This is a genomic window from Leeuwenhoekiella sp. W20_SRS_FM14, assembly GCF_052119605.1.
Classification (GTDB): Bacteria; Bacteroidota; Bacteroidia; order Flavobacteriales; family Flavobacteriaceae; genus Leeuwenhoekiella.
In genome coordinates this window covers 314,535-333,566 of record NZ_JBGQOK010000002.1, presented here as the reverse complement: position 1 = coordinate 333,566, position 19,032 = coordinate 314,535, and the positions used below count along the sequence as shown (strand labels likewise).

The following is a 19,032-nucleotide window of genomic DNA, read 5'->3' as shown; positions in this document are numbered from 1 at the left end:
TTAAGGTGTATTTCTTCTATCTATATCTATTTCCCGTTGTACGATTTACTAAAAAAGTAACCTTTTATTAATTAGTATATCTTTATTATGCAACACAAAAACACAATCAAACTACTTTTTCTGGCAGGAATCACTATGCTATTAGCATCCTGTGCTAATGATGATGACACGGCTTTCACCCCTATGGAATTTACAACACCAACCTATGAAACCAACCTTGAACTCCTTTTAGGAGACACGCTTAAACTGAATCAGGAAATTTTAAATCTTCCGGAAAACGTGCAATTCAAATGGACTACTGAAGATACTGTCCTAAGCATATTACAAAACTTAGAATACATTCCTAAGCAGGCCAAAACATTTGCACTCACCTTTAAAGCCACGACCAATCTTGATTCGATATCGCGCACCTATCAGGTTAAAGTAAACGACCCTTATGATGTGTATTACAGACCTAAATCTTCTGAAAGTAGTTCGTTAATTTCTCAAGTACTCGCATATAACCCAGCTCCAGGTCAATTTATTAATAGTTCTTTTGGTACTCCCGAGGATGCCCAAAAACTAGTTGGTAGCACTACAAATACAATTTCACTAGGTGCCTGGGGAGGCTCTATTTTAGTAGGTTTTGATCATACAATAGAAAATGTAGCAGACGCTAAAGATTTCCTGGTTTATGGTAACGCATTTAATGGCCTTTCTGAACCCGGTATTGTACAGGTTTCTTTTGACACTAATGGAAACGGACTCGCAGATGATACCTTTTATGAGCTACGCGGAAGTGCTCACGCCGATGCAGCAACACTTACTAATTACACAACAACGTATACTAACCCGGGAATGCACGCAGACGTGCCGTGGTTAGATAGCCTCAATACTGCAGGAAGTGTTGTGGTAAACTCATATCACCCCCAGAACTTTTATCCCCTTTTTATCACCGAACTTGAAGAAGTATCGTACACAGGAACTCGTGTCTTTCCTGTAGTATCTAACAGCGGATTTACAAATATTGCTGCGCTAGAATGGGGTTATGTAGATAATTACGATGCAGATTATGCCACTTATAAAGGAAACCTTCTCGATATAGATCAGGCCATAGATGCAGACGGAAATTCTGTTAATCTAAGAGGTATTGACTTTATACGTATTTATACGGGAGCTCAGGTTAATGCAGGTGCCTTAGGTGAACTCTCTACCGAAATACGCGGTATCGCAGACTTTTCTATGCTAGAATAAATAAAAAAACCACTGACTCAACGTAGTAACTCGAGTACACGTTTAGTCAGTGGTTTTATTTTTACCTTTTTTGCGAGTTTAACCTCCTGGTTTCAGCTTTTTATAGCGCTTTTCATTAGTTCTGAATTTTAAGAACGCCACGACAATTCCCAGTATCAATCCAAAAAGACCATATTTGAGAAATACTTCAATATCAAATATTCCGCCGGAAAAATAATTAATAACCAACTTATACGTGACGGCAATTAGAACAATCTGCAGCACAATTCCACTAAAAAATTGAAATTTTGCAGTTCTTTTTTCGCGCCACATTTTGATAAAGGCTTTGTCTTTTTCGGTTAGCATCATAGTTTTTACGCTACAAATTCTTTTCGATACCAGTCTATTTGCTTAGCTAAACCATCTTTCAAAGTCGTAGTAGGATTATAATTTAACAAGCGTCTGGCTTTATCAATATTTGCTTTAGTAAACATTTGATCTCCGCCCCGTTTGCCTACAATATCTTTACGTATCTGCGTATCTAATAATTCTTCAACGATTGCCATTCCCTCACCAGTGGTGTGCTCCTGCTCGGTTCCCAGATTAATCACTTCGCCGTCTACAACCGCTTCTTTACCAATAACGCTTACCACACCGTCAATAATATCATCTACAAAAGTAAAACTGCGTACGTGAGTCTCGCTACCTTCAAAAAGTGGAAATTCCTGATGAAAGAAACCACAACCTATTAGCTTTGTGTACAATTTCTCAGGACGCTCTCGAGGCCCATAAACCGAAAACAATCGTAAAGAACAAGACTTAATTTGATTTTCTCTGGCCTTTGACAATACCAGTTGTTCTGCCGCTAGTTTTGTAACACCGTAAAGCGAGGCCGGTTCTGGTGCTGCATCTTCGGTTAGGGTTGCTCTTAGACCATAAATTGAAGATGTAGAAATATTAGTAAAAAGTTTTAAGTCTTTGCAGGTAAGAGCAAAATCCATTAGATTTTTTGTCGCCACCAGATTGTTCAACAAATAATCTTCAAAAGTTGAAGTCGCAGCAATACCGGGTTGAGCAGCAAAATGAAAGATATAATTAAAATCTGCGTTTAATTTTTTAAAATCTTCAGGCTTTCTTAAATCAACTATTTCAATAGGAATACCTGCATTCTTTAGTGTTTTTGCATTTCTGTTTTTAAGATCGGGACTGTAATAGGGCGAGAAATTATCTATTCCTACTACATCAAAATCCATCGCTTTTAAACGCTCTGCACAATGCGAACCTATAAAACCGGCTGCACCGGTTACTAATGCTTTCATACTAATTATCTTTAAAAATTCTGGCAAAGCCAAAACGGTGCAGATAGAACATAACTAAACCTATCAAGCCACCTATTAACATACCGGTTAAAACATCTCCGGGATAATGAACACCTACATAAATACGACTATACCCTATAAATAAGGCCCAAACAAACAACACGGGAAACACCCATTTGTAACGTGCTTTTAATAAAAGTCCTACAAATACGGCCAGACCCATTGAGCTTGCTGCGTGTGCAGAAAAATATCCAAAACTCCCACATCTAACTGCGATAAAACGCGCCTGCTCCATTACTCCTTCCTGCCGGCAGGGTCGCAAACGCTCAAAACCGTGTTTAAAAACATTTGCCAGCTGATCTGTAGCAGTTATCAGAAGTGCTACGGTAACCAGGGTATACAGCGTCCCTTTAACACCAAATTTCTTATATATTAAAATCAGTAAAAAAACGTAGAGCGGTATGCTGCACCATTTATTGGTAATAAAAAGCCAGAAAGGATCCCACGTCTCTGTTCCCAGGTTGTTGAGAAAAAGATAAACCTTGTGATCCAGTTGCTGTAATTCGTTCATTTAATCTTCTTCGTAACGCGCTACCTCTCTGTCGTAAAACTCGGTCGCTTTAAGAATTAAGCCTTCGGCTTCTGTAGAAAGTTCATCTTCATCATTCTCATCAAAATCTTCAAACCATTCTACATCGTCTGTTTTTAAGTCTATAACAAAACGAGGAAAGTCGGTGTGAATGACAAATATTGATTCTGGATAATCTGTATTATCACCTAATATAAACTTGGGAAGTTCCATAAATTCAATGTGTTATTTTTCAAAAAATTCGCATTCAAAGCAGCGAATTTAGATACCTGAATTTGTATTTAATTAAGAAAAATCAGGCTCAGGAACGTCCTGATTTTGCGCAAAGGTAAGTTTACTTTGTAAATTTTTCAGATTATGCCAATTGAAGTTTTATACCTTATATTCGTTTTGCAATTTTACAGCTCCAATTTTTACATCTAATTTATGCAACCCACCACCATACTCCTACTCATTGCCGGCTATTTTATTACGCTAATGCTGGTTTCCTATTTTACAGGAAAAGGAGGTTCTAACGAAGATTTTTTTAAAGCCAGTAAGCAGTCACCCTGGTATTTAGTCGCCTTTGGGATGATAGGCGCTTCGCTATCTGGCGTTACGTTTATCTCGGTTCCGGGCTGGGTAGAAGCCTCACAGTTTAGCTATTTTCAGGTAGTTTTAGGCTACACTTTAGGTTATGCCGTAATAGGTTTAGTGTTGCTGCCGCTTTATTATAAACTCAACCTCACCTCCATTTATGCCTATTTAGGGGGACGATTTGGAATCAACTCCTATAAAACAGGTGCTTCTTTCTTTCTATTAAGCCGCGTTGTTGGCGCTAGTTTTAGATTATATCTGGTAGCAAATGTGTTACAACTGCTGGTTTTTGACAGTATGAACGTACCCTTTTGGGTGACCGTTACCATTACTATTTTACTAATCTGGCTGTACACCTTTAAAAGTGGGATAAAAACCATTGTGTGGACAGATACGCTGCAAACCCTCTTTATGCTAACCGCTCTGGGTGTTGCCATATATTTCTTATCATCAGATTTAGGGTTGACTCCGGGATCTTTTTTCAATTTTATTGCAGAAAGTGATATGTCTCAAATGTTCTTTTTTGAGGATTGGAAGAGTAAAGACTTTTTCTTTAAGCAGTTTATTAGCGGTGCGTTTATCGCTATTGTAATGACCGGTCTTGATCAGGATATGATGCAAAAAAACCTCACCTGCAGAACCCTAAAAGATGCTCAGAAAAATATGTTTTGGTTTACCATCGTACTTACAATTGTAAATCTCATCTTTTTGGCTTTAGGTGTTTTACTTACCGTTTACGCCCGCAATAACGGGATTGATGCTTCTAAAGATGATTTATTTCCGTTTATTGCAACCCAGTCTGGATTAGGTTTTGGTATCGCGATTTGCTTTATTTTAGGACTTATCGCTGCTGCTTATTCTAGTGCAGACAGTGCCCTTACCGCACTTACCACTTCCTTTAGTATAGATATTCTGGAGATTGAAAAAAAATACACAGCCGCAAAGCAAATCGCGATTCGTAAAAGAATACATATTGCTGCTTCCCTATTAATAATCCTGGTGATTATAGGTTTTAAATATATTATTGCAGATGAGAGCGTGATTGCTAAACTCTTTGTTTTTGCGGGGTATACCTATGGCCCTTTATTAGGCTTGTATGCGTTCGGTTTGTTTACAAAATGGAATGTAAAAGATAAGATTGTACCCTTAGTTTGTGTCGCCGCTCCTATTCTGGCTTATACAATAAGCGAACTAACGCTGAAGTATCTTGATTTTGAATTTGGCTTCTTCATTCTTATTCTCAACGGCCTGTTAACCTTTTTAGGTTTAGTAAGTATTCGTACTCAAAAGAACTAAGGTACATGCATTGTCGATCTCAATATTTGCCTGTTCTAAAAGCCTGTAAAATTCTGGGTTTTCGGTACCGGGATTAAAAATGATACGCCTGGGTTTTAAACCTATGAGGTACTCATAATACGGCTTTTGATTTATAGCATTAAGATATAAGGTTACCGTATCTACAGCCTCGTAATCAGGAAAACCCGTATCTACAGGTACACCGGCAACTACACCTGCACGCAAGCCCAGAGCTACAACGGGGTGCTTTTTCTGCACCAGGCGGTTAATTGCCAAAAACGAATATCGTATGGGTTTAAGTGATGCGCCCAGTACCAGTGTTTTCTTTGTTATCATAAATCAAAGTTAAATGATTACTTCCTCTGTAACAATACCTATCTCAAGCGGTCTATAGGTATAGAAGTCGACTTCTAAGTTTGAATGCTTATTAATTATTTTGATGGTTAGTGTTAGTTTCTAACATTCAAACTTGAAAACCCGGGATTTAGCGATCCCGGGTTTTCTTTTTTTAAAATAAATTGATTTTAAGTGTAACAGATTTCAAACACGTTCGTCTATTCTATATCCGCTAATCACGGAGTACTTTGTCTTAACTAGTATGTTATGCAAAGTATTATTTAAAACATCAATCAAAATCGAACACTATGAAACCTAGCTATTGGCTACTATGCCTATTATTATCAAGTTTTACCACGTTCTCTTTTGCGCAACCTAAACCTCCTGAGGTTATTACCGGTAGCGTACGTGGGGTGGTATTAGACGCAGACCTCAATCAACCCATACCCTACGCAACCATTGTAATTAGTAAAAATGCCGGTGATGTAGTTACCGGCGGTATTACAAATGACGATGGTGCCTTTGAAATTTCAAAAATCCCTGAAGGTATTTACACGCTTAAAATTCAATTTATAGGGTATGAAAGCACCCAGCGCGATCTGGTAATAGACCGTGAGCATCGCCAGAGTGATTTTGGTACTATTAAACTGAGTGCTGTTCCGGCAGAACTTGATGCGGTAAATATCGTTGCTGAGCGCACCACAATAGAGCAGCAAATAGACCGAAAAGTCATCAACGTGGGTAAAGATTTGACCACTGCAGGAGCAAGCGCGGCAGATATAATGAATAATATTCCTTCTGTAAATCTTGATCAGCAATCTGGTGCTCTTACGCTACGCGGAAACAGCAACGTACAGGTAATGGTAGATGGTAAGCTTTCTAACATTCCGGCAGATCAGTTGCTTAAACAGCTTCCGTCGAGCTCTATTAAGAAGATTGAATTAATCACAAATCCTTCAGCAAAATACAATCCTGATGGAATGAGCGGAATCATCAATATCGTACTGCACAAAAATGTAAACATAGGATTTAACGGGGATGTAAGTGCCGGACTTTCCTATGAGAAAAACGCCCAATTTAACAGCGGTTTAAATCTCAATTACCGCAACGGCAAATTCAATCTGTATTCAAACTACAGTAATAACCTTTCTAAGAATGCTAATTATGGGACGATTTTTCGCGAAGGCGATAACTCTACCCAGTATTTTGATATGCTTAATGACCAAAAATCACACCTGCTAAAATTGGGCTTAGATGTGTACTTAAATGATAAAAATACCCTCTCTGTATTTACCTCTCAAAACAGTTTTAACGGAATGCCCGGCGGTAACATAGATATTATTTACGCAGATGATACGACCCGCAATCTGATGCAGGATTTTGGCGCAGATATGAGCAACTACTCGCAGCAATACAACCTCGATTATAAACTTGATTTTGAAAAAGAAGGTCATAATATTGAGTTTGAAGCAGATTACAACACCTTTGATGCAGATGAGGATACGTTTTTTGACTTTACAGGATCTACTCCCCTTGCCGACTATGAAGATTTTGTAGCTACAAAAAGAGACCGTACTACTTTGAATTTAGATTATGTGAATCCGCTTTCTGAAAGCGAAAAGCTAGAGTTGGGTGTTCAGGCTATTGTATTCAATACAGATATTGCATACAGCAGTACCGGGCAGTCGTTTAATGCATCTGGAAATTTGATTCCCACACCAGACACGCAGTTTGATTACAGTCGGGATATTTATTCTGCTTATGTGACTTACGGAAAAAACTATGAAAAATGGTCGTATCAGGCCGGTTTACGAGCTGAGCAGGTGCATGTCGCTGCAGATACTAATGCGGTACGTGCGTTTACAAACGATTATTTTGAGCTCTACCCTTCGGCTTACGTGACCTTCAATCCTTCAGAAAAAAATCAGTATCAGGTAAGTTATAGCCGTCGTATAGATCGCCCGGGCGTAGGCCAGGTTAATCCCATACGCGAATGGAGTTCGCCCTTAATCACGCAATTTGGGAATGTAGATCTGAGACCGCAGTTTACAAATTCGTTAGAAACCAACTACACACGAACCCTGGAGAAAGGAAGTATTACAGCCGGTGTATTTTACCGCATTATTGAAGATGAGATCAATCAAGCCGTATTTGTAGATCGCTTTAACCTGGATCGTATCGTGTTGACTAACGATAATTTTGACTCCACTACTGCCTATGGCTTTGAATTGAGCAGCAACTACAAACCGCTAGACTGGTGGAGCATTAATGCGAGTTTCGATTTATTTAATCAAACACAAACCGGTATTACCGAGTCGCTAGACCCGGCTATTGAAAATCCTACGGCATCTGATATTACCCAAACCCGTATTGAAGTAGAAAACACGGTTTATAATGTGAGAGTAATCAACAATTTTACAGCGACAAAAAAATTGACGCTTACCGCTTTTGCGATGTTTAGAGGTCCTTATATAGGAATTCAGTTTGAAAACAAATCGATGTTTATGACTAATGTTGGTGCGCGTTATTCGGTTTTTGAAGGTAAAGGCACGATTAGTCTAAACTACAATGACGTATTTAATACGATGAAAGCGCGATTTAACGGAACCAACCCCTACCTCATACAAGGACAATTTAACTGGGAAAGCAATACCGTTTACGCAGGATTTAACTACCGTTTTGGCGATAGTAAATACCGCGCTAAACGCCGAAAAAACAGAGAAGATAATGAAGTTGAAGGTGGCGGAATGTTCTAAAATCAACAGGTAATAGCCTACTTATTTACAATACCGATAATTGTATTCATTACCTATTGAACGAAATAATCTGTTTTTTGTTAATTTGAATTAGCCTTCTTATAACTACAACCGAAATTAATATTCATAGGTATAAAAAAACCCGGAGCGCTGCTCCGGGTTTTTGCTTGTAATTAAGGTCCTATTAAATCTTTTGCTTCAATACCGAAGCATCTATATCGCTGTGTGAGGTATTATAAACGGCTGCTCCGTTTTTAATCAATAATACTTGCGGACTCTCGTGACGCACATTGAATTTTGTAGCAATTGCTGCGCTGATTTCACGGTATTGCTTAAGGTCTAAAAAATAAGGTTCGATCTCCTTTGTATCGTAATTGTAGTTCTTCTCAAAACCGCGTAATGCCATACGGCTAATACCACAGGTAGTACTGTGTTTAAAAATTAAAACTGGCACCGCTTTAGAAATCTCTACAATCTCGTCAAGTTGATCCAGACGCTCCAGTTGTATCCACTTCACCTCTTTAATTTCTTCTTTTGCGATATCGCTCGCACTTTTAAATTTATCAAAAAAACCCATCGTCGTTTATCTTTAAATTTTTATTAACGCCTGTTATCAAAAGCGTGACGTAAATTTAGGGAAAGATAATGGTAATTTCTATTAAGAAAAACCAAACAACTTAACCGACAAAAAGACAGCATAAAAACAAGGCTTAACCGCCATTATGACTGGTTTTGCAACTGGTATATAAATTGCCATAGCATCTACAAAAGCACTTAAAATTTAAGAATCTGATCATATCTTAAAATCTATAAGGTGCATTGAAACAAACATCAAATCCCATTTAATGGGCTTAAAAAATAGAACACATGAACTTTAATAATTTTACAATAAAATCTCAGGAAGCTGTACAGCAAGCCCAGGCGCTTGCTCAAGGCTACGGGCATCAGCAAATTGAGAACGAGCATATTTTTAAAGCGATTCTTGAAGTTGATGAGAATGTTACTCCCTTTTTACTTCAAAAATTAGATGTAAATATTAATCTGCTTAAACAGATTTTAGAAAGTACGCTTAATAGTTTCCCTAAAGTAAGTGGCGGCGAGCTTATGCTTTCACGTGAGGCTGCTAAAACAGTAACCGAAGCCGGAAACATCGCAAAAAATATGACCGATGAGTATGTCTCTCTGGAACATCTTATACTCGCCATTTTTAAATCGAGCAGTAAAATAGGTCAGATTTTAAAAGACCAGGGCGTTACCGAAAAACACCTAAAAGCCGCAATTGAAGAATTGCGCAAAGGAGAGCGTGTTACTTCACAAAGCGCAGAAGAAACTTATAACTCGCTGAACAAATACGCCAAGAACTTAAACCAACTTGCCCGTGACGGTAAGCTCGATCCTGTAATAGGTCGTGACGAGGAAATACGCAGAATTTTACAAATTCTATCGCGTAGAACCAAAAACAACCCGATTCTGGTAGGAGAACCCGGTACCGGTAAAACCGCAATTGCAGAAGGGCTTGCCCATCGTATTATAGACGGTGATGTACCCGAAAACCTTCAGGAAAAGCAAATCTGGGCACTTGATATGGGTGCTTTAATTGCCGGTGCAAAATACAAAGGTGAGTTTGAAGAACGCCTTAAAGCAGTTATTAAAGAGGTGACTGAAAGTGCTGGCGATATTGTACTCTTTATAGATGAGATTCACACCCTCGTGGGCGCCGGTGGCGGTCAGGGAGCGATGGATGCTGCAAATATTTTAAAACCGGCTCTTGCACGTGGCGAACTGCGTGCAATAGGTGCAACAACTTTAGATGAGTATCAGAAGTATTTTGAAAAAGACAAAGCTTTAGAGCGACGTTTTCAGAAGGTAAATGTATTTGAACCCGATACCGAATCTGCAATTTCCATCTTACGCGGAATTAAAGAAAAGTATGAGACGCATCATAAAGTACGTATTAAAGACAACGCCATCATCGCAGCGGTAGAGCTTTCGCAACGCTATATCACAAACCGTTTTTTACCCGATAAGGCGATCGACCTTATGGATGAAGCGGCTTCAAAAATGCGTATGGAAATCAACTCTAAACCGGAAGAGCTTGATGTTCTGGATCGTAAGATAATGCAACTCGAGATTGAAATTGAGGCGATTAAACGCGAGAAAGACGAGAGTAAATTAAAAGCGCTGCACGCAGATTTAGCTAATATTAAAGAAGAGCGCAACGAAGTTAATGCCAAGTGGAAAAGCGAAAAAGAAGTGGTTGACAATATTCAGAATGCAAAACAGGATATTGAAAACTTTAAGCTTGAAGCAGAACGCGCAGAGCGGGAAGGTAACTATGGTCTGGTAGCAGAACTGCGCTACGGAAAGATCAAAGAAGCTCAGGAAGAACTTGAAAAATTACAGGTAGCACTGGCAAACCAGGGAGAAAACACGCTAATTAAAGAAGAGGTGACCAGCGAAGATATCGCCGAAGTGGTTGCAAAATGGACCGGAATACCCGTGACTAAAATGCTGCAAAGTGAGCGCGAGAAATTGCTGCATCTTGAAGGCGAACTCCACAAACGTGTGGTGGGACAACAGGAAGCGATTATTGCGGTAAGTGATGCGGTACGTAGAAGCCGCGCAGGCCTGCAAGATCAAAAACGCCCTATAGGTTCGTTTTTATTTCTGGGGACAACCGGTGTAGGTAAAACCGAACTTGCAAAAGCACTGGCTGAGTATCTGTTTGACGATGAGAATAACCTCACCCGCATTGATATGAGTGAATACCAGGAGCGTCACAGTGTGAGTCGGCTTGTGGGTGCACCTCCGGGATATGTGGGTTATGATGAAGGCGGGCAGTTAACCGAAGCCGTACGTCGCAAACCCTACAGTGTGATTTTACTAGACGAGATCGAGAAAGCACACCCAGATACCTTTAATATATTATTACAGGTGCTTGATGAAGGGCGCTTAACCGATAATAAAGGCCGTCTTGCAGACTTTAAAAATACCATCATTATTATGACCTCAAATATGGGAAGTCATATTATACAGGAAAAATTTGAAGCGATTAAAGATGCCGAGACCGCAATGGAAGGCGCAAAAGTTGAAGTGCTGGGCTTACTCAAACAAACCATACGCCCCGAGTTTATAAACCGTATAGACGACATCGTGATGTTTGCCCCGCTTACGCGAAAAGATATCGAGAAAGTTGTGAGTTTACAGCTTAAAGGAGTCACTAAAATGCTCAACAAGCAGGGTATTACTTTAGATGCTACGACTGAAGCAATCGCACACCTGGCAACTAAAGGTTTTCAGCCCGAGTTTGGTGCGCGACCGGTTAAACGTACGATACAAAAAGAGGTGCTTAACAAACTTTCTAAAGAAATCTTGAGTGGTAAAATTACCACAGACAGTATTATTTTACTGGATGCCTTTGATGACGAACTCGTTTTTCGCAATCAAAATGATCTGGTGGAAAACAACTGAAGAGCACTGGTTATCTAAAACCTCAAAAGCGATCCTTAAAAAGGGTCGCTTTTTTTATGTGTTTATTTTTCACCGAATACAGATTTCTGTAAAGCCTTTTGCGATCGTCGCAGTATCTTGAACCCGAATAAAAAATATTATTTTAAGAAATATTGTGTAATAACAGTATATTTAGGATTGATATAAGTAGTTACCTGCAAGCGAAAAAAACGAAACCAAGAATAAGTGAAAATTAGAAAAGTAATTATCCAAGACATTGAAAACCTAAAGGAAATTGGGAAATTGACTTTTGCCGAGACATTTTCTTCCGATAACAGCGAAGAAAATATGCTGAAATATTTGGAAGAAGGATTTTCGACCGAAAAACTGAAAAAGGAACTGAAAGACGAAAACTCTGAATTCTATTTTGCGGAACTTGACGAGAATGTGATTGGGTATTTAAAAGTGAATTTCGGACAATCACAAACAGAAATAAAGGATAAAATCTCACTCGAAATTGAACGGATTTACGTGCTAAAGGAATTTCACGGAAAAAAAGTCGGACAAATTCTTTACGACAAAGCGATTGAATTGGCGAGAGAAAAAAACGTAGAATATGTTTGGTTAGGCGTTTGGGAACAAAACCCAAGAGCAATCAGATTTTATGAAAAAAATGGATTTGTAGCATTTGACAAGCATATTTTCAAATTGGGAAATGACGAACAGACGGACATAATGATGAAACTAAAACTGAATAAAAAAGCCAGCAGGCAACTCGGTATATAGCAAATAGGGCTATTAGTGGTTTACGAAAGTTCAGTGCGATTAACAAACACCGCCAAATCGTTGATTTGGCTTTTAAGATGAATAAATTAAAAACAAAATACAACGCTTTGGCTCAGTGCAAACCTGAAAGTTTATCGCTTTCTACTGCCCTACTTGCCATATACTAACCGTTGTACGCAAGCAGAGAAAACCAAACGTAAAATATAAACATTCAAATAAAAATATAATGAAAAAATCAATTTTAGTCCTGTTTATTTTAGCCTCATTATCTGGATTTTCCCAAGATTCTGAATATAAGGTTTCATCATATTTTACAGAGGGTACAAAAGCACCAAACACACATTACATTGGAGAAGCCTGGTTGAATGGTATTATTCACGATGACGCTGAATTGGGTTATAATATCACAAAAGCAACTTTTAAAGCCAATTCCACCTTGGATTGGCACAAACACGGTTCTGCCCAAGTTTTAATCATTGTGAATGGAGAAGCATACTATCAAGAAAGAGGAAAAGAGCCTGTAATTCTAAAAACAGGAGAGGTGATTAAATGTGAAAAGGATATCGAACACTGGCATTCATCGACTAAAGATAGTGATGTAACGTATTTGGCTTTATATGGTGGCGGACAACCGACAACTTGGACGGAAGTTCTAACGCAGGAATATTATGACGAAATCGCCAAAAAGTTAAAAAGCAACTGATTATATTGATAGAACGACAGTCAAAATAAATGGAATTAAAATGCCAGCGTACAACATTGGTAACCGTTGCACAAGCCTTTAATTCTTAGAAAATATCACTTATTTAAACCGCTCTTAAGCGGTTTTCTAGTTTTATATCGTTTGTAAATTAGCAGAATGAAGTCTCTTTAAAAGAGTCGTTTTTTCATGTGTTTATTTTTCGCCGAATACAGAATTCTGTAAAACCTTTTGAGATCATTGCAATATCTTGAACACGGAATAAAAATATTATTTAAAGAAATAGTGTTTAATAACAGTATATTTAGGATTGATATAAATGGGTGACAATTAATTAAAAAACAAAAGATGAAAAAATTACTTGGTTTAATTGTATTTATAACTTCCATTTTAAATGCACAAAACTCCGAATTAGATTCACTACAAAAAGAAGATATTCCCGAAAAAGATCAAATAAAGATTGAATTAAAAATGGGAGTTGAGGATGAGGATCTACAAACATTTTTCGACTTTGAGAATATTGCACATTCCTCATTTAAAATCACCGGTCCTGCACTTAAAAATAAAGCTTTTGTGATTAGAATAAAGGAGTTTAAAAATGGTGAACTGATTAAAACAGAAACACTTTTTGATGAAAGGGGAAGTGATTTTTTTAAAACGGATTCAACCTTTATGTCCTTCAAACTGCTGACTAGATTAGATAACAAGAATTTAAAAACCTGGATAAGAGGTGAAAAATTTGGCAGTAAAAAATCCTATTTCGAATTAGAGGAAAAAAATAAAGCTCGCTATGCTACAAAGGATTTCATTGGAGGAAAAGATTATTTAGTAGAAAATATTAAAAAACCCTTTTACCTTTTGGCAATTATGACTCCTTACATAACTGAAACTGGTGCAGGTCAATATTGTCAGGTTGCCTATTCCGATATAGATCCAGAAAACTTCGGGAAACATTTTGATATACCCCATTATTTTCTAATCCAAATGGAATTTCTTGAATAAAATTATCAATTCCGCTATACACTAGACGAGAACGTTGGCAAACATTCACAAGACGCATATGAAAAAAATTATTACAACTATAATTTTCAGTTTCTTTTTATCGAATAGCTATGCTCAAGATAGCTATGTAAGATTACCAGTGAGTGGAAGTAATTGTCCTACTGTGATTATTGAAAAAGACATTATTGCGAACGAAAGTGTTAAAGAACTAGCAAAAGAATTAATTGCAGAAATAAGCTTTTGAAAGACAAACCAAATCGGAAAGAGCATAAGTTTTTCAACCTGACTGCAAACGGGATTTATTTTGTGAGTTTAAAGAAAAAAACTCCTTTTAAAACACAATCTGAATTGAACGAATTTTTCGGAATTGAAAAAAATAACGCAATTTTTGTAAATGGTTATTTAATAGAACATTCTGATTACAAAATTGCGACTGAAAGTATTATTGAAATTGAATTAGTAGAACCTGATTCTAGTAACAAACTTGATAGAAAAGCAATTAATGTTTGGACACTAACTCCAGAACAAAGGATTTCTGGTTGTCAAAGGCAGAACCTAAATTAATTGAGGTTTTGTCAAAATCGTGTAAAATTAATTGCTGGTTCTACCTCACCTGAGAAATACCTCGTAAATTTATAGTGGGTTTGTATTAATTAAATTAGGTTTATAAATATGCGATTATACCATAGTCTGTCACGGTTTCGTAAAATTAGAAAATAGAGATTTGATCGAAAATTTTAAAAATATAGAATATTTAAAACACGGAAACAAAAGGCAAAAACTTGCTTTTAAAGAAATTAACCGTCATAAAATTTTTGAGATACTCAAAGTGTATAACCCGATTTTAACTGGTACTATTCCTATCGGGATTGATTTGCCAGAAAGTGATTTAGATATTATTTGTGAATGTGACAATCACACCAAATTCAAAGACTATTTAACAAAAACGTTTTCAGAAAAAAAAGATTTTAGAGTTTACACAAAACAACTCGACGGAATTGAATCAACTATAGCAGAATTTAAAACAGATCACTTTTTATTTGAGATTTTCGGACAAAACATTCCAACCGAAAAGCAAAACGCTTATCGACATATGCTAATCGAAAATAGAATTCTAATCGCTAAAGGATTTGACTTTAAACAGAGCATAAAGAAATTAAAATCTGAAGGATTAAAAACAGAACCAGCTTTTGCTGTACTATTGGGACTAAAAGGTGATCCGTATAGCGAATTATTTAAATACGAAACAGGAACTAGAGCCAACAATGGTAATCTTTGTAGAAACCTTTAATTTTTTGAAATCGTAGTTATTTTAAATCGTCCCGATAGCTAATAATTAAGAGATCTAAGAAAAGAAAATAAATAAACCCTATGTCAATAACAACAGAATCAGAATTACGGGGAATGCAAAAAATTAGTGAAGTTGTGGGTTCTACACTAAAACTAATGAGAGCATACGCTAAAGTAGGTATGTCTACAAAAGAATTAGATGACTACGGAGGTGGTATTTTACAAAGTTATGGCGCAAAATCTGCACCCTTTGAAACCTATGGATTTCCGGGTTATACCTGTATTAGCGTAAATAAAGAAGCAGCACACGGAATCCCATCTGAGAAAAAAATACTGAAAGAAGGAGATTTAATTAATATTGATGTCTCTGCAGAACTTGATGGCTTCTGGTCTGACAATGGAGGTTCATTTATTCTCGGAAAAGACATTCATAAGCACCAACCGCTTGTAGATGCTTCTAAAACTATTTTAAGTAAAGCAATAAGCAGCATTCAAGGCGGAGTTAAAATTTCGGAAATTGGTTATTTAATAGAAACAGAAGCCAAAAAATCTGGATATAAAGTAATTAAAAATCTCGCCGGTCACGGTGTGGGTAGAAGTTTACACGAAGCCCCTGAGAACATTTTAAATTACAGGGTTAAAAGTAACCATGAGCGCTTTAAAAAGAATACCACAGTAGCCATAGAAACGTTTATTTCGACAAAATCTACTGTTGCTGTCGAGCTAAATGACGGTTGGACTCTTGTAGGAAATAAAGGTGGCTATGTAACGCAACACGAGCATACCATTCTTGTTACAGATAATCTGCCTATAATTTTAACCGAATCTAACGAAATCTGGAATTAAGTTATTGGCTTAAAAAACTCATTACAATAAGTTATAAAGCCCGGCACAAGACATAAAATTAATTTCACGCCAAAAGCGATCTTTAAAAGGGTCGCTTTTTTTTTTGTTTATTTTTCGCCGAATACAGAATTCTGTAAAATAGTGTGAGATCGTAAGGGTATTTTGCGCACGGATTAAAAATTATTATTTTAAGAAATATTGCGTAATAACAGTATATTTAGGATTGATATAACTAGTTGTAAAATATAAAATTTGTTCAAATCTATAATGAACGAAATATATTGAGTTTCATATCTCACTTTCTATTGAACTTACCAGTTTTACTCCTTCCCTAGTGTCGCTTTTTTGCTAAGGTCACGGATGAAAAAAATGATTTTCAAAACTGTATCTAAGCAGTTCGCAAAAACAACCTTAGAGGAAAAAATCATTTTTCTGTTTTAGTCGATCTAAAACCGATAATACATTTAACAACAATGCATAAAAGCAATAACGGCGCTTTTGTTGTTCGTTTATTAAGGTATTTTAGTATTTTAGTGCTGTTGGTGAAAAGTAAGTAACTCGGCTTTTTTCTGCCAACGCTAATAAAGCCAAAACACAAAAAAGCCGGAAACCCGTTAAAGCTTTTATACGGGACCGTTGTACGCAAGCTGAAAAATGGAACTCATAGGTAGAATAAATAGAAGAAAAATATACTACGTTCAGATTAGAAATAATTCAGAATGGAAATCTTCTTTACCAAAAAGTGATTGGGTAGCATTTACAATAGCAAATAAAGAAGATGAAGAATTGGTTCCACCATCGGTTAAAGTCTGTATGGACAAAAATGTCTCGTATACCTGTAGTGCTGGAACATTAGCACTTTGGACTGAAAACTATTTTGATGAGGAAATAGCTTGGAGAGGAGTAGATTATGAAATGCGGACAAAACAAGAATTTGATTATGAAAAGTCGCCAGTTACGACAGCTCATAAGAATTTTGGAGAAGGGTTTTGGTTTGCTTCTACTCTTGCGAACGATGATAATTTTGACATAAATAAAGTTGTTTGCATTGACTTTACTAAACGCAAAGTGAAAAAACATTTGACCGACCTGATTGAAAAAATTAATAATGGTTGGTTACCAAGTGATGAGGAAATTGAATTGGCGGAATATGACAACTGATAAAAAAAGCCAGCGTACAACACCGGTAACCGTTGCACAAGCCTTTAATTCTTAGAAAATATCACTTATTTAAACCGCTTTTAAGCGGTTTTCTAGTTTTATATCGTTTGTAAATTAGCAGAATGAAGTCTCTTTAAAAGGGTGTACACACACTAGTAACCAAAACAAAAATCTCAAGTTATTTAAAAAATATCACCGAATCAGACCACTATTTATCTTATAATCAGAATTTAATGATAAAAAAAATGTAGCTAGCTAAAGGCAATTTGAAAAAGATTAATTCTACTTATGAATTCTGTTTCTTGTGATACAGCTCCTAAAACACTTGTTGCCGCACGATTGCATCATGTGGAGATTAACAAATAATAAAGTAACATCTTAAAAGCTCAGTATTTAAGACAAATAAAAACTAGCACCTATATGCGCGATACAATCGCGCACTAACAAAAAAATATATAATATAATTATCTACAGATCTTGCCTAGTTACCGCACGATTGCATCGTGTGGTAATTAATAAGTTAAAAAGTAACATCTTAATAGCTACTTGTTGCCGCACGATTGCATCGTGTGGCGATTAACAAATAATAAAGTAACATCTTAAAGGCTCAGTATTTAAGACAAATAAAAAACTGGCACCTATATGCGCGATACAATCGCGTACTAACAAAAAAACTGTATAATATAATTATGTACAGATTTTGTCTTGTTACCGCTGTTACCGCACGATTAAATCGCGTGTTAAGGACTACCAATTATGTTCTAAAAAAAGACTATAAAACACTTACATTTCAGAATACAGCATTGCAGCATCTTTTCCGCATTGAACAATACGCTCAATAGCTTTGTTAAGTTCGTTTTTTCTCCAGTTCATAAATAGACCTATTTCTTCATCTAGTTCGATAAACCGAACATTTTCAGCTTTTGCGTAACTAAAGGACGACGGTAGGATAGTAATCCCTAATCCTTTAGACACCAGACTTAAAATCATACCACCAAAATCTGATTCTATAAGCACCTGAGGTTCAAAATCGTAATTGTGAAATAAATTGCGAAGAAAAGAAGCAAAAAAAGTTTTTTGATGCAAACCTGAAAGTATAAATCGCTCATTCTGCAAATCCTTGAGACTCACAAAATTTTCCTGTGTCAACCAATGCGCTTTAGGCACAATCAGACAAACCGGCTCTGCATATAGTTGATGGGTTTCAATAGAACTGTTTTCAATACGATCTCGACCAAAGGCAATGTCTGCTTTATAATCAAGAAGTAATTTCTCGTGATTCTCATCGGTGGGTTCGGTGAGTTCTATTTTGAGATTAGGTAATTTACTATTGAGATTATCCAAAAATAGAGGTAAAAATTTGAAAGCTATAGAACCGGGGTATGTTATAGATACACCACCAGCTTCTCCTTCACTAATTTTTTTTGCCTGACTTTGTATATGATCTAATTCCCTCACTTTTACACGCCATTGCTTTTGAAGAAATTTACCGGCATCAGAAAGTTTTACATTGCGCTTATCCCGCTCTAGCAATTTTATACCTAGCTCTTCTTCAAGAGCCTGCATATGCCTACTTAGTGAAGATTGTGAGATAAAAACTCGCTCAGCAGTTCTCCAAAAATGCAGCTCTTCTGCAAGGACCAGAAAGTACCTTATCTTTTGTAAATCCATAGTAATGCATTTTTTGCATTAGTCGATCAAAATTAAGTATTT

The 19,032-nt window shown here is 36.8% G+C and carries 19 protein-coding genes; 12 read left to right on the top strand and 7 right to left on the bottom strand.

Annotation, left to right across the window (positions count from 1 at the left end; all coding sequences use genetic code 11):
* The first annotated feature begins 87 nt into the window (after window positions 1-87).
* Complete coding sequence (locus ACEN25_RS05020) at window positions 88-1,233, top strand: hypothetical protein (RefSeq protein WP_441801946.1); 1,146 nt, start codon at window positions 88-90, stop codon at window positions 1,231-1,233.
* Window positions 1,234-1,311: 78 nt separating this feature from the next.
* Here the strand turns inward: ACEN25_RS05020 and ACEN25_RS05015 are convergent, their stop codons facing one another.
* The 4 genes from ACEN25_RS05015 to ACEN25_RS05000 are packed head-to-tail and all read right to left on the bottom strand — an operon-like array spanning window position 1,312 to window position 3,333.
* A complete protein-coding gene (locus tag ACEN25_RS05015; RefSeq protein WP_441801945.1) occupies window positions 1,312-1,581 on the bottom strand; it encodes a hypothetical protein in 270 nt (89 codons plus the stop codon).
* 5 nt (window positions 1,582-1,586) lie between these two features.
* Window positions 1,587-2,531: an NAD-dependent epimerase/dehydratase family protein gene (locus tag ACEN25_RS05010; RefSeq protein WP_441801944.1), complete on the bottom strand. Its 945-nt coding sequence runs from the start codon at window positions 2,529-2,531 to the stop codon at window positions 1,587-1,589.
* Window position 2,532: 1 nt separating this feature from the next.
* Complete coding sequence (locus tag ACEN25_RS05005; protein WP_441801943.1) at window positions 2,533-3,102, bottom strand: phosphatase PAP2 family protein; 570 nt, start codon at window positions 3,100-3,102, stop codon at window positions 2,533-2,535.
* Window positions 3,103-3,333, bottom strand: coding sequence for a hypothetical protein (locus ACEN25_RS05000; protein WP_028374720.1), 231 nt, complete (start codon window positions 3,331-3,333; stop codon window positions 3,103-3,105).
* 213 nt (window positions 3,334-3,546) lie between these two features.
* Here ACEN25_RS05000 and ACEN25_RS04995 point away from each other — a divergent pair, with 213 nt between their 5' ends.
* Complete coding sequence (locus ACEN25_RS04995) at window positions 3,547-4,992, top strand: sodium:solute symporter (RefSeq protein WP_441801942.1); 1,446 nt, start codon at window positions 3,547-3,549, stop codon at window positions 4,990-4,992.
* On the opposite strand, the gene ACEN25_RS04990 is transcribed toward ACEN25_RS04995, so the two are convergent.
* Window positions 4,963-5,328, bottom strand: coding sequence for a CoA-binding protein (locus tag ACEN25_RS04990; protein ID WP_441801941.1), 366 nt, complete (start codon window positions 5,326-5,328; stop codon window positions 4,963-4,965). The two genes, ACEN25_RS04995 and ACEN25_RS04990, sit on opposite strands and share 30 nt — an antisense overlap.
* A 308-nt stretch (window positions 5,329-5,636) precedes the next feature.
* Here ACEN25_RS04990 and ACEN25_RS04985 point away from each other — a divergent pair, with 308 nt between their 5' ends.
* Window positions 5,637-8,084, top strand: a complete 2,448-nt coding sequence (locus ACEN25_RS04985; protein WP_441801940.1) for a TonB-dependent receptor domain-containing protein — start codon at window positions 5,637-5,639, stop codon at window positions 8,082-8,084.
* Window positions 8,085-8,268: 184 nt separating this feature from the next.
* On the opposite strand, the gene ytxJ is transcribed toward ACEN25_RS04985, so the two are convergent.
* Window positions 8,269-8,661 (bottom strand): bacillithiol system redox-active protein YtxJ, encoded by a 393-nt coding sequence (gene ytxJ, locus ACEN25_RS04980; RefSeq protein ID WP_441801939.1) that lies wholly within the window; start codon window positions 8,659-8,661, stop codon window positions 8,269-8,271.
* A gap of 290 nt (window positions 8,662-8,951) precedes the next feature.
* Between ytxJ and clpB the strand changes: the two genes are divergently transcribed.
* The 9 genes from clpB to ACEN25_RS04935 all read left to right on the top strand — a co-directional run bounded on the left by clpB (window position 8,952) and on the right by ACEN25_RS04935 (window position 17,319).
* On the top strand, window positions 8,952-11,555 hold the full coding sequence (gene clpB / locus ACEN25_RS04975) for an ATP-dependent chaperone ClpB (protein WP_441801938.1): 2,604 nt from the start codon (window positions 8,952-8,954) through the stop codon (window positions 11,553-11,555).
* 225 nt (window positions 11,556-11,780) lie between these two features.
* On the top strand, window positions 11,781-12,320 hold the full coding sequence (locus ACEN25_RS04970; protein WP_441801937.1) for a GNAT family N-acetyltransferase: 540 nt from the start codon (window positions 11,781-11,783) through the stop codon (window positions 12,318-12,320).
* Between the two features lie 226 nt (window positions 12,321-12,546).
* Window positions 12,547-13,023 carry a cupin domain-containing protein gene (locus ACEN25_RS04965; RefSeq protein ID WP_441801936.1) on the top strand — a complete coding sequence of 159 codons (477 nt, stop codon included), beginning with the start codon at window positions 12,547-12,549 and terminating at the stop codon, window positions 13,021-13,023.
* Between the two features lie 345 nt (window positions 13,024-13,368).
* On the top strand, window positions 13,369-14,022 hold the full coding sequence (locus tag ACEN25_RS04960; RefSeq protein WP_441801935.1) for a hypothetical protein: 654 nt from the start codon (window positions 13,369-13,371) through the stop codon (window positions 14,020-14,022).
* A 58-nt stretch (window positions 14,023-14,080) separates the two neighbouring features.
* Window positions 14,081-14,266, top strand: a complete 186-nt coding sequence (locus tag ACEN25_RS04955; RefSeq protein WP_441801934.1) for a hypothetical protein — start codon at window positions 14,081-14,083, stop codon at window positions 14,264-14,266.
* Window positions 14,263-14,586, top strand: coding sequence for a hypothetical protein (locus tag ACEN25_RS04950; RefSeq protein ID WP_441801933.1), 324 nt, complete (start codon window positions 14,263-14,265; stop codon window positions 14,584-14,586). Before ACEN25_RS04955 ends, ACEN25_RS04950 begins: the two co-directional genes overlap by 4 nt.
* 160 nt (window positions 14,587-14,746) lie before the next feature.
* A complete protein-coding gene (locus tag ACEN25_RS04945; RefSeq protein WP_441801932.1) occupies window positions 14,747-15,313 on the top strand; it encodes a DUF4269 domain-containing protein in 567 nt (188 codons plus the stop codon).
* Between the two features lie 80 nt (window positions 15,314-15,393).
* On the top strand, window positions 15,394-16,158 hold the full coding sequence (gene map, locus ACEN25_RS04940) for a type I methionyl aminopeptidase (RefSeq protein WP_441801931.1): 765 nt from the start codon (window positions 15,394-15,396) through the stop codon (window positions 16,156-16,158).
* 654 nt (window positions 16,159-16,812) lie between these two features.
* Window positions 16,813-17,319 carry a hypothetical protein gene (locus ACEN25_RS04935; RefSeq protein ID WP_441801930.1) on the top strand — a complete coding sequence of 169 codons (507 nt, stop codon included), beginning with the start codon at window positions 16,813-16,815 and terminating at the stop codon, window positions 17,317-17,319.
* Between the two features lie 783 nt (window positions 17,320-18,102).
* On the opposite strand, the gene ACEN25_RS04930 is transcribed toward ACEN25_RS04935, so the two are convergent.
* A complete protein-coding gene (locus tag ACEN25_RS04930) occupies window positions 18,103-18,990 on the bottom strand; it encodes a LysR substrate-binding domain-containing protein (RefSeq protein WP_441801929.1) in 888 nt (295 codons plus the stop codon).
* Window positions 18,991-19,032: the final 42 nt, after the last annotated feature.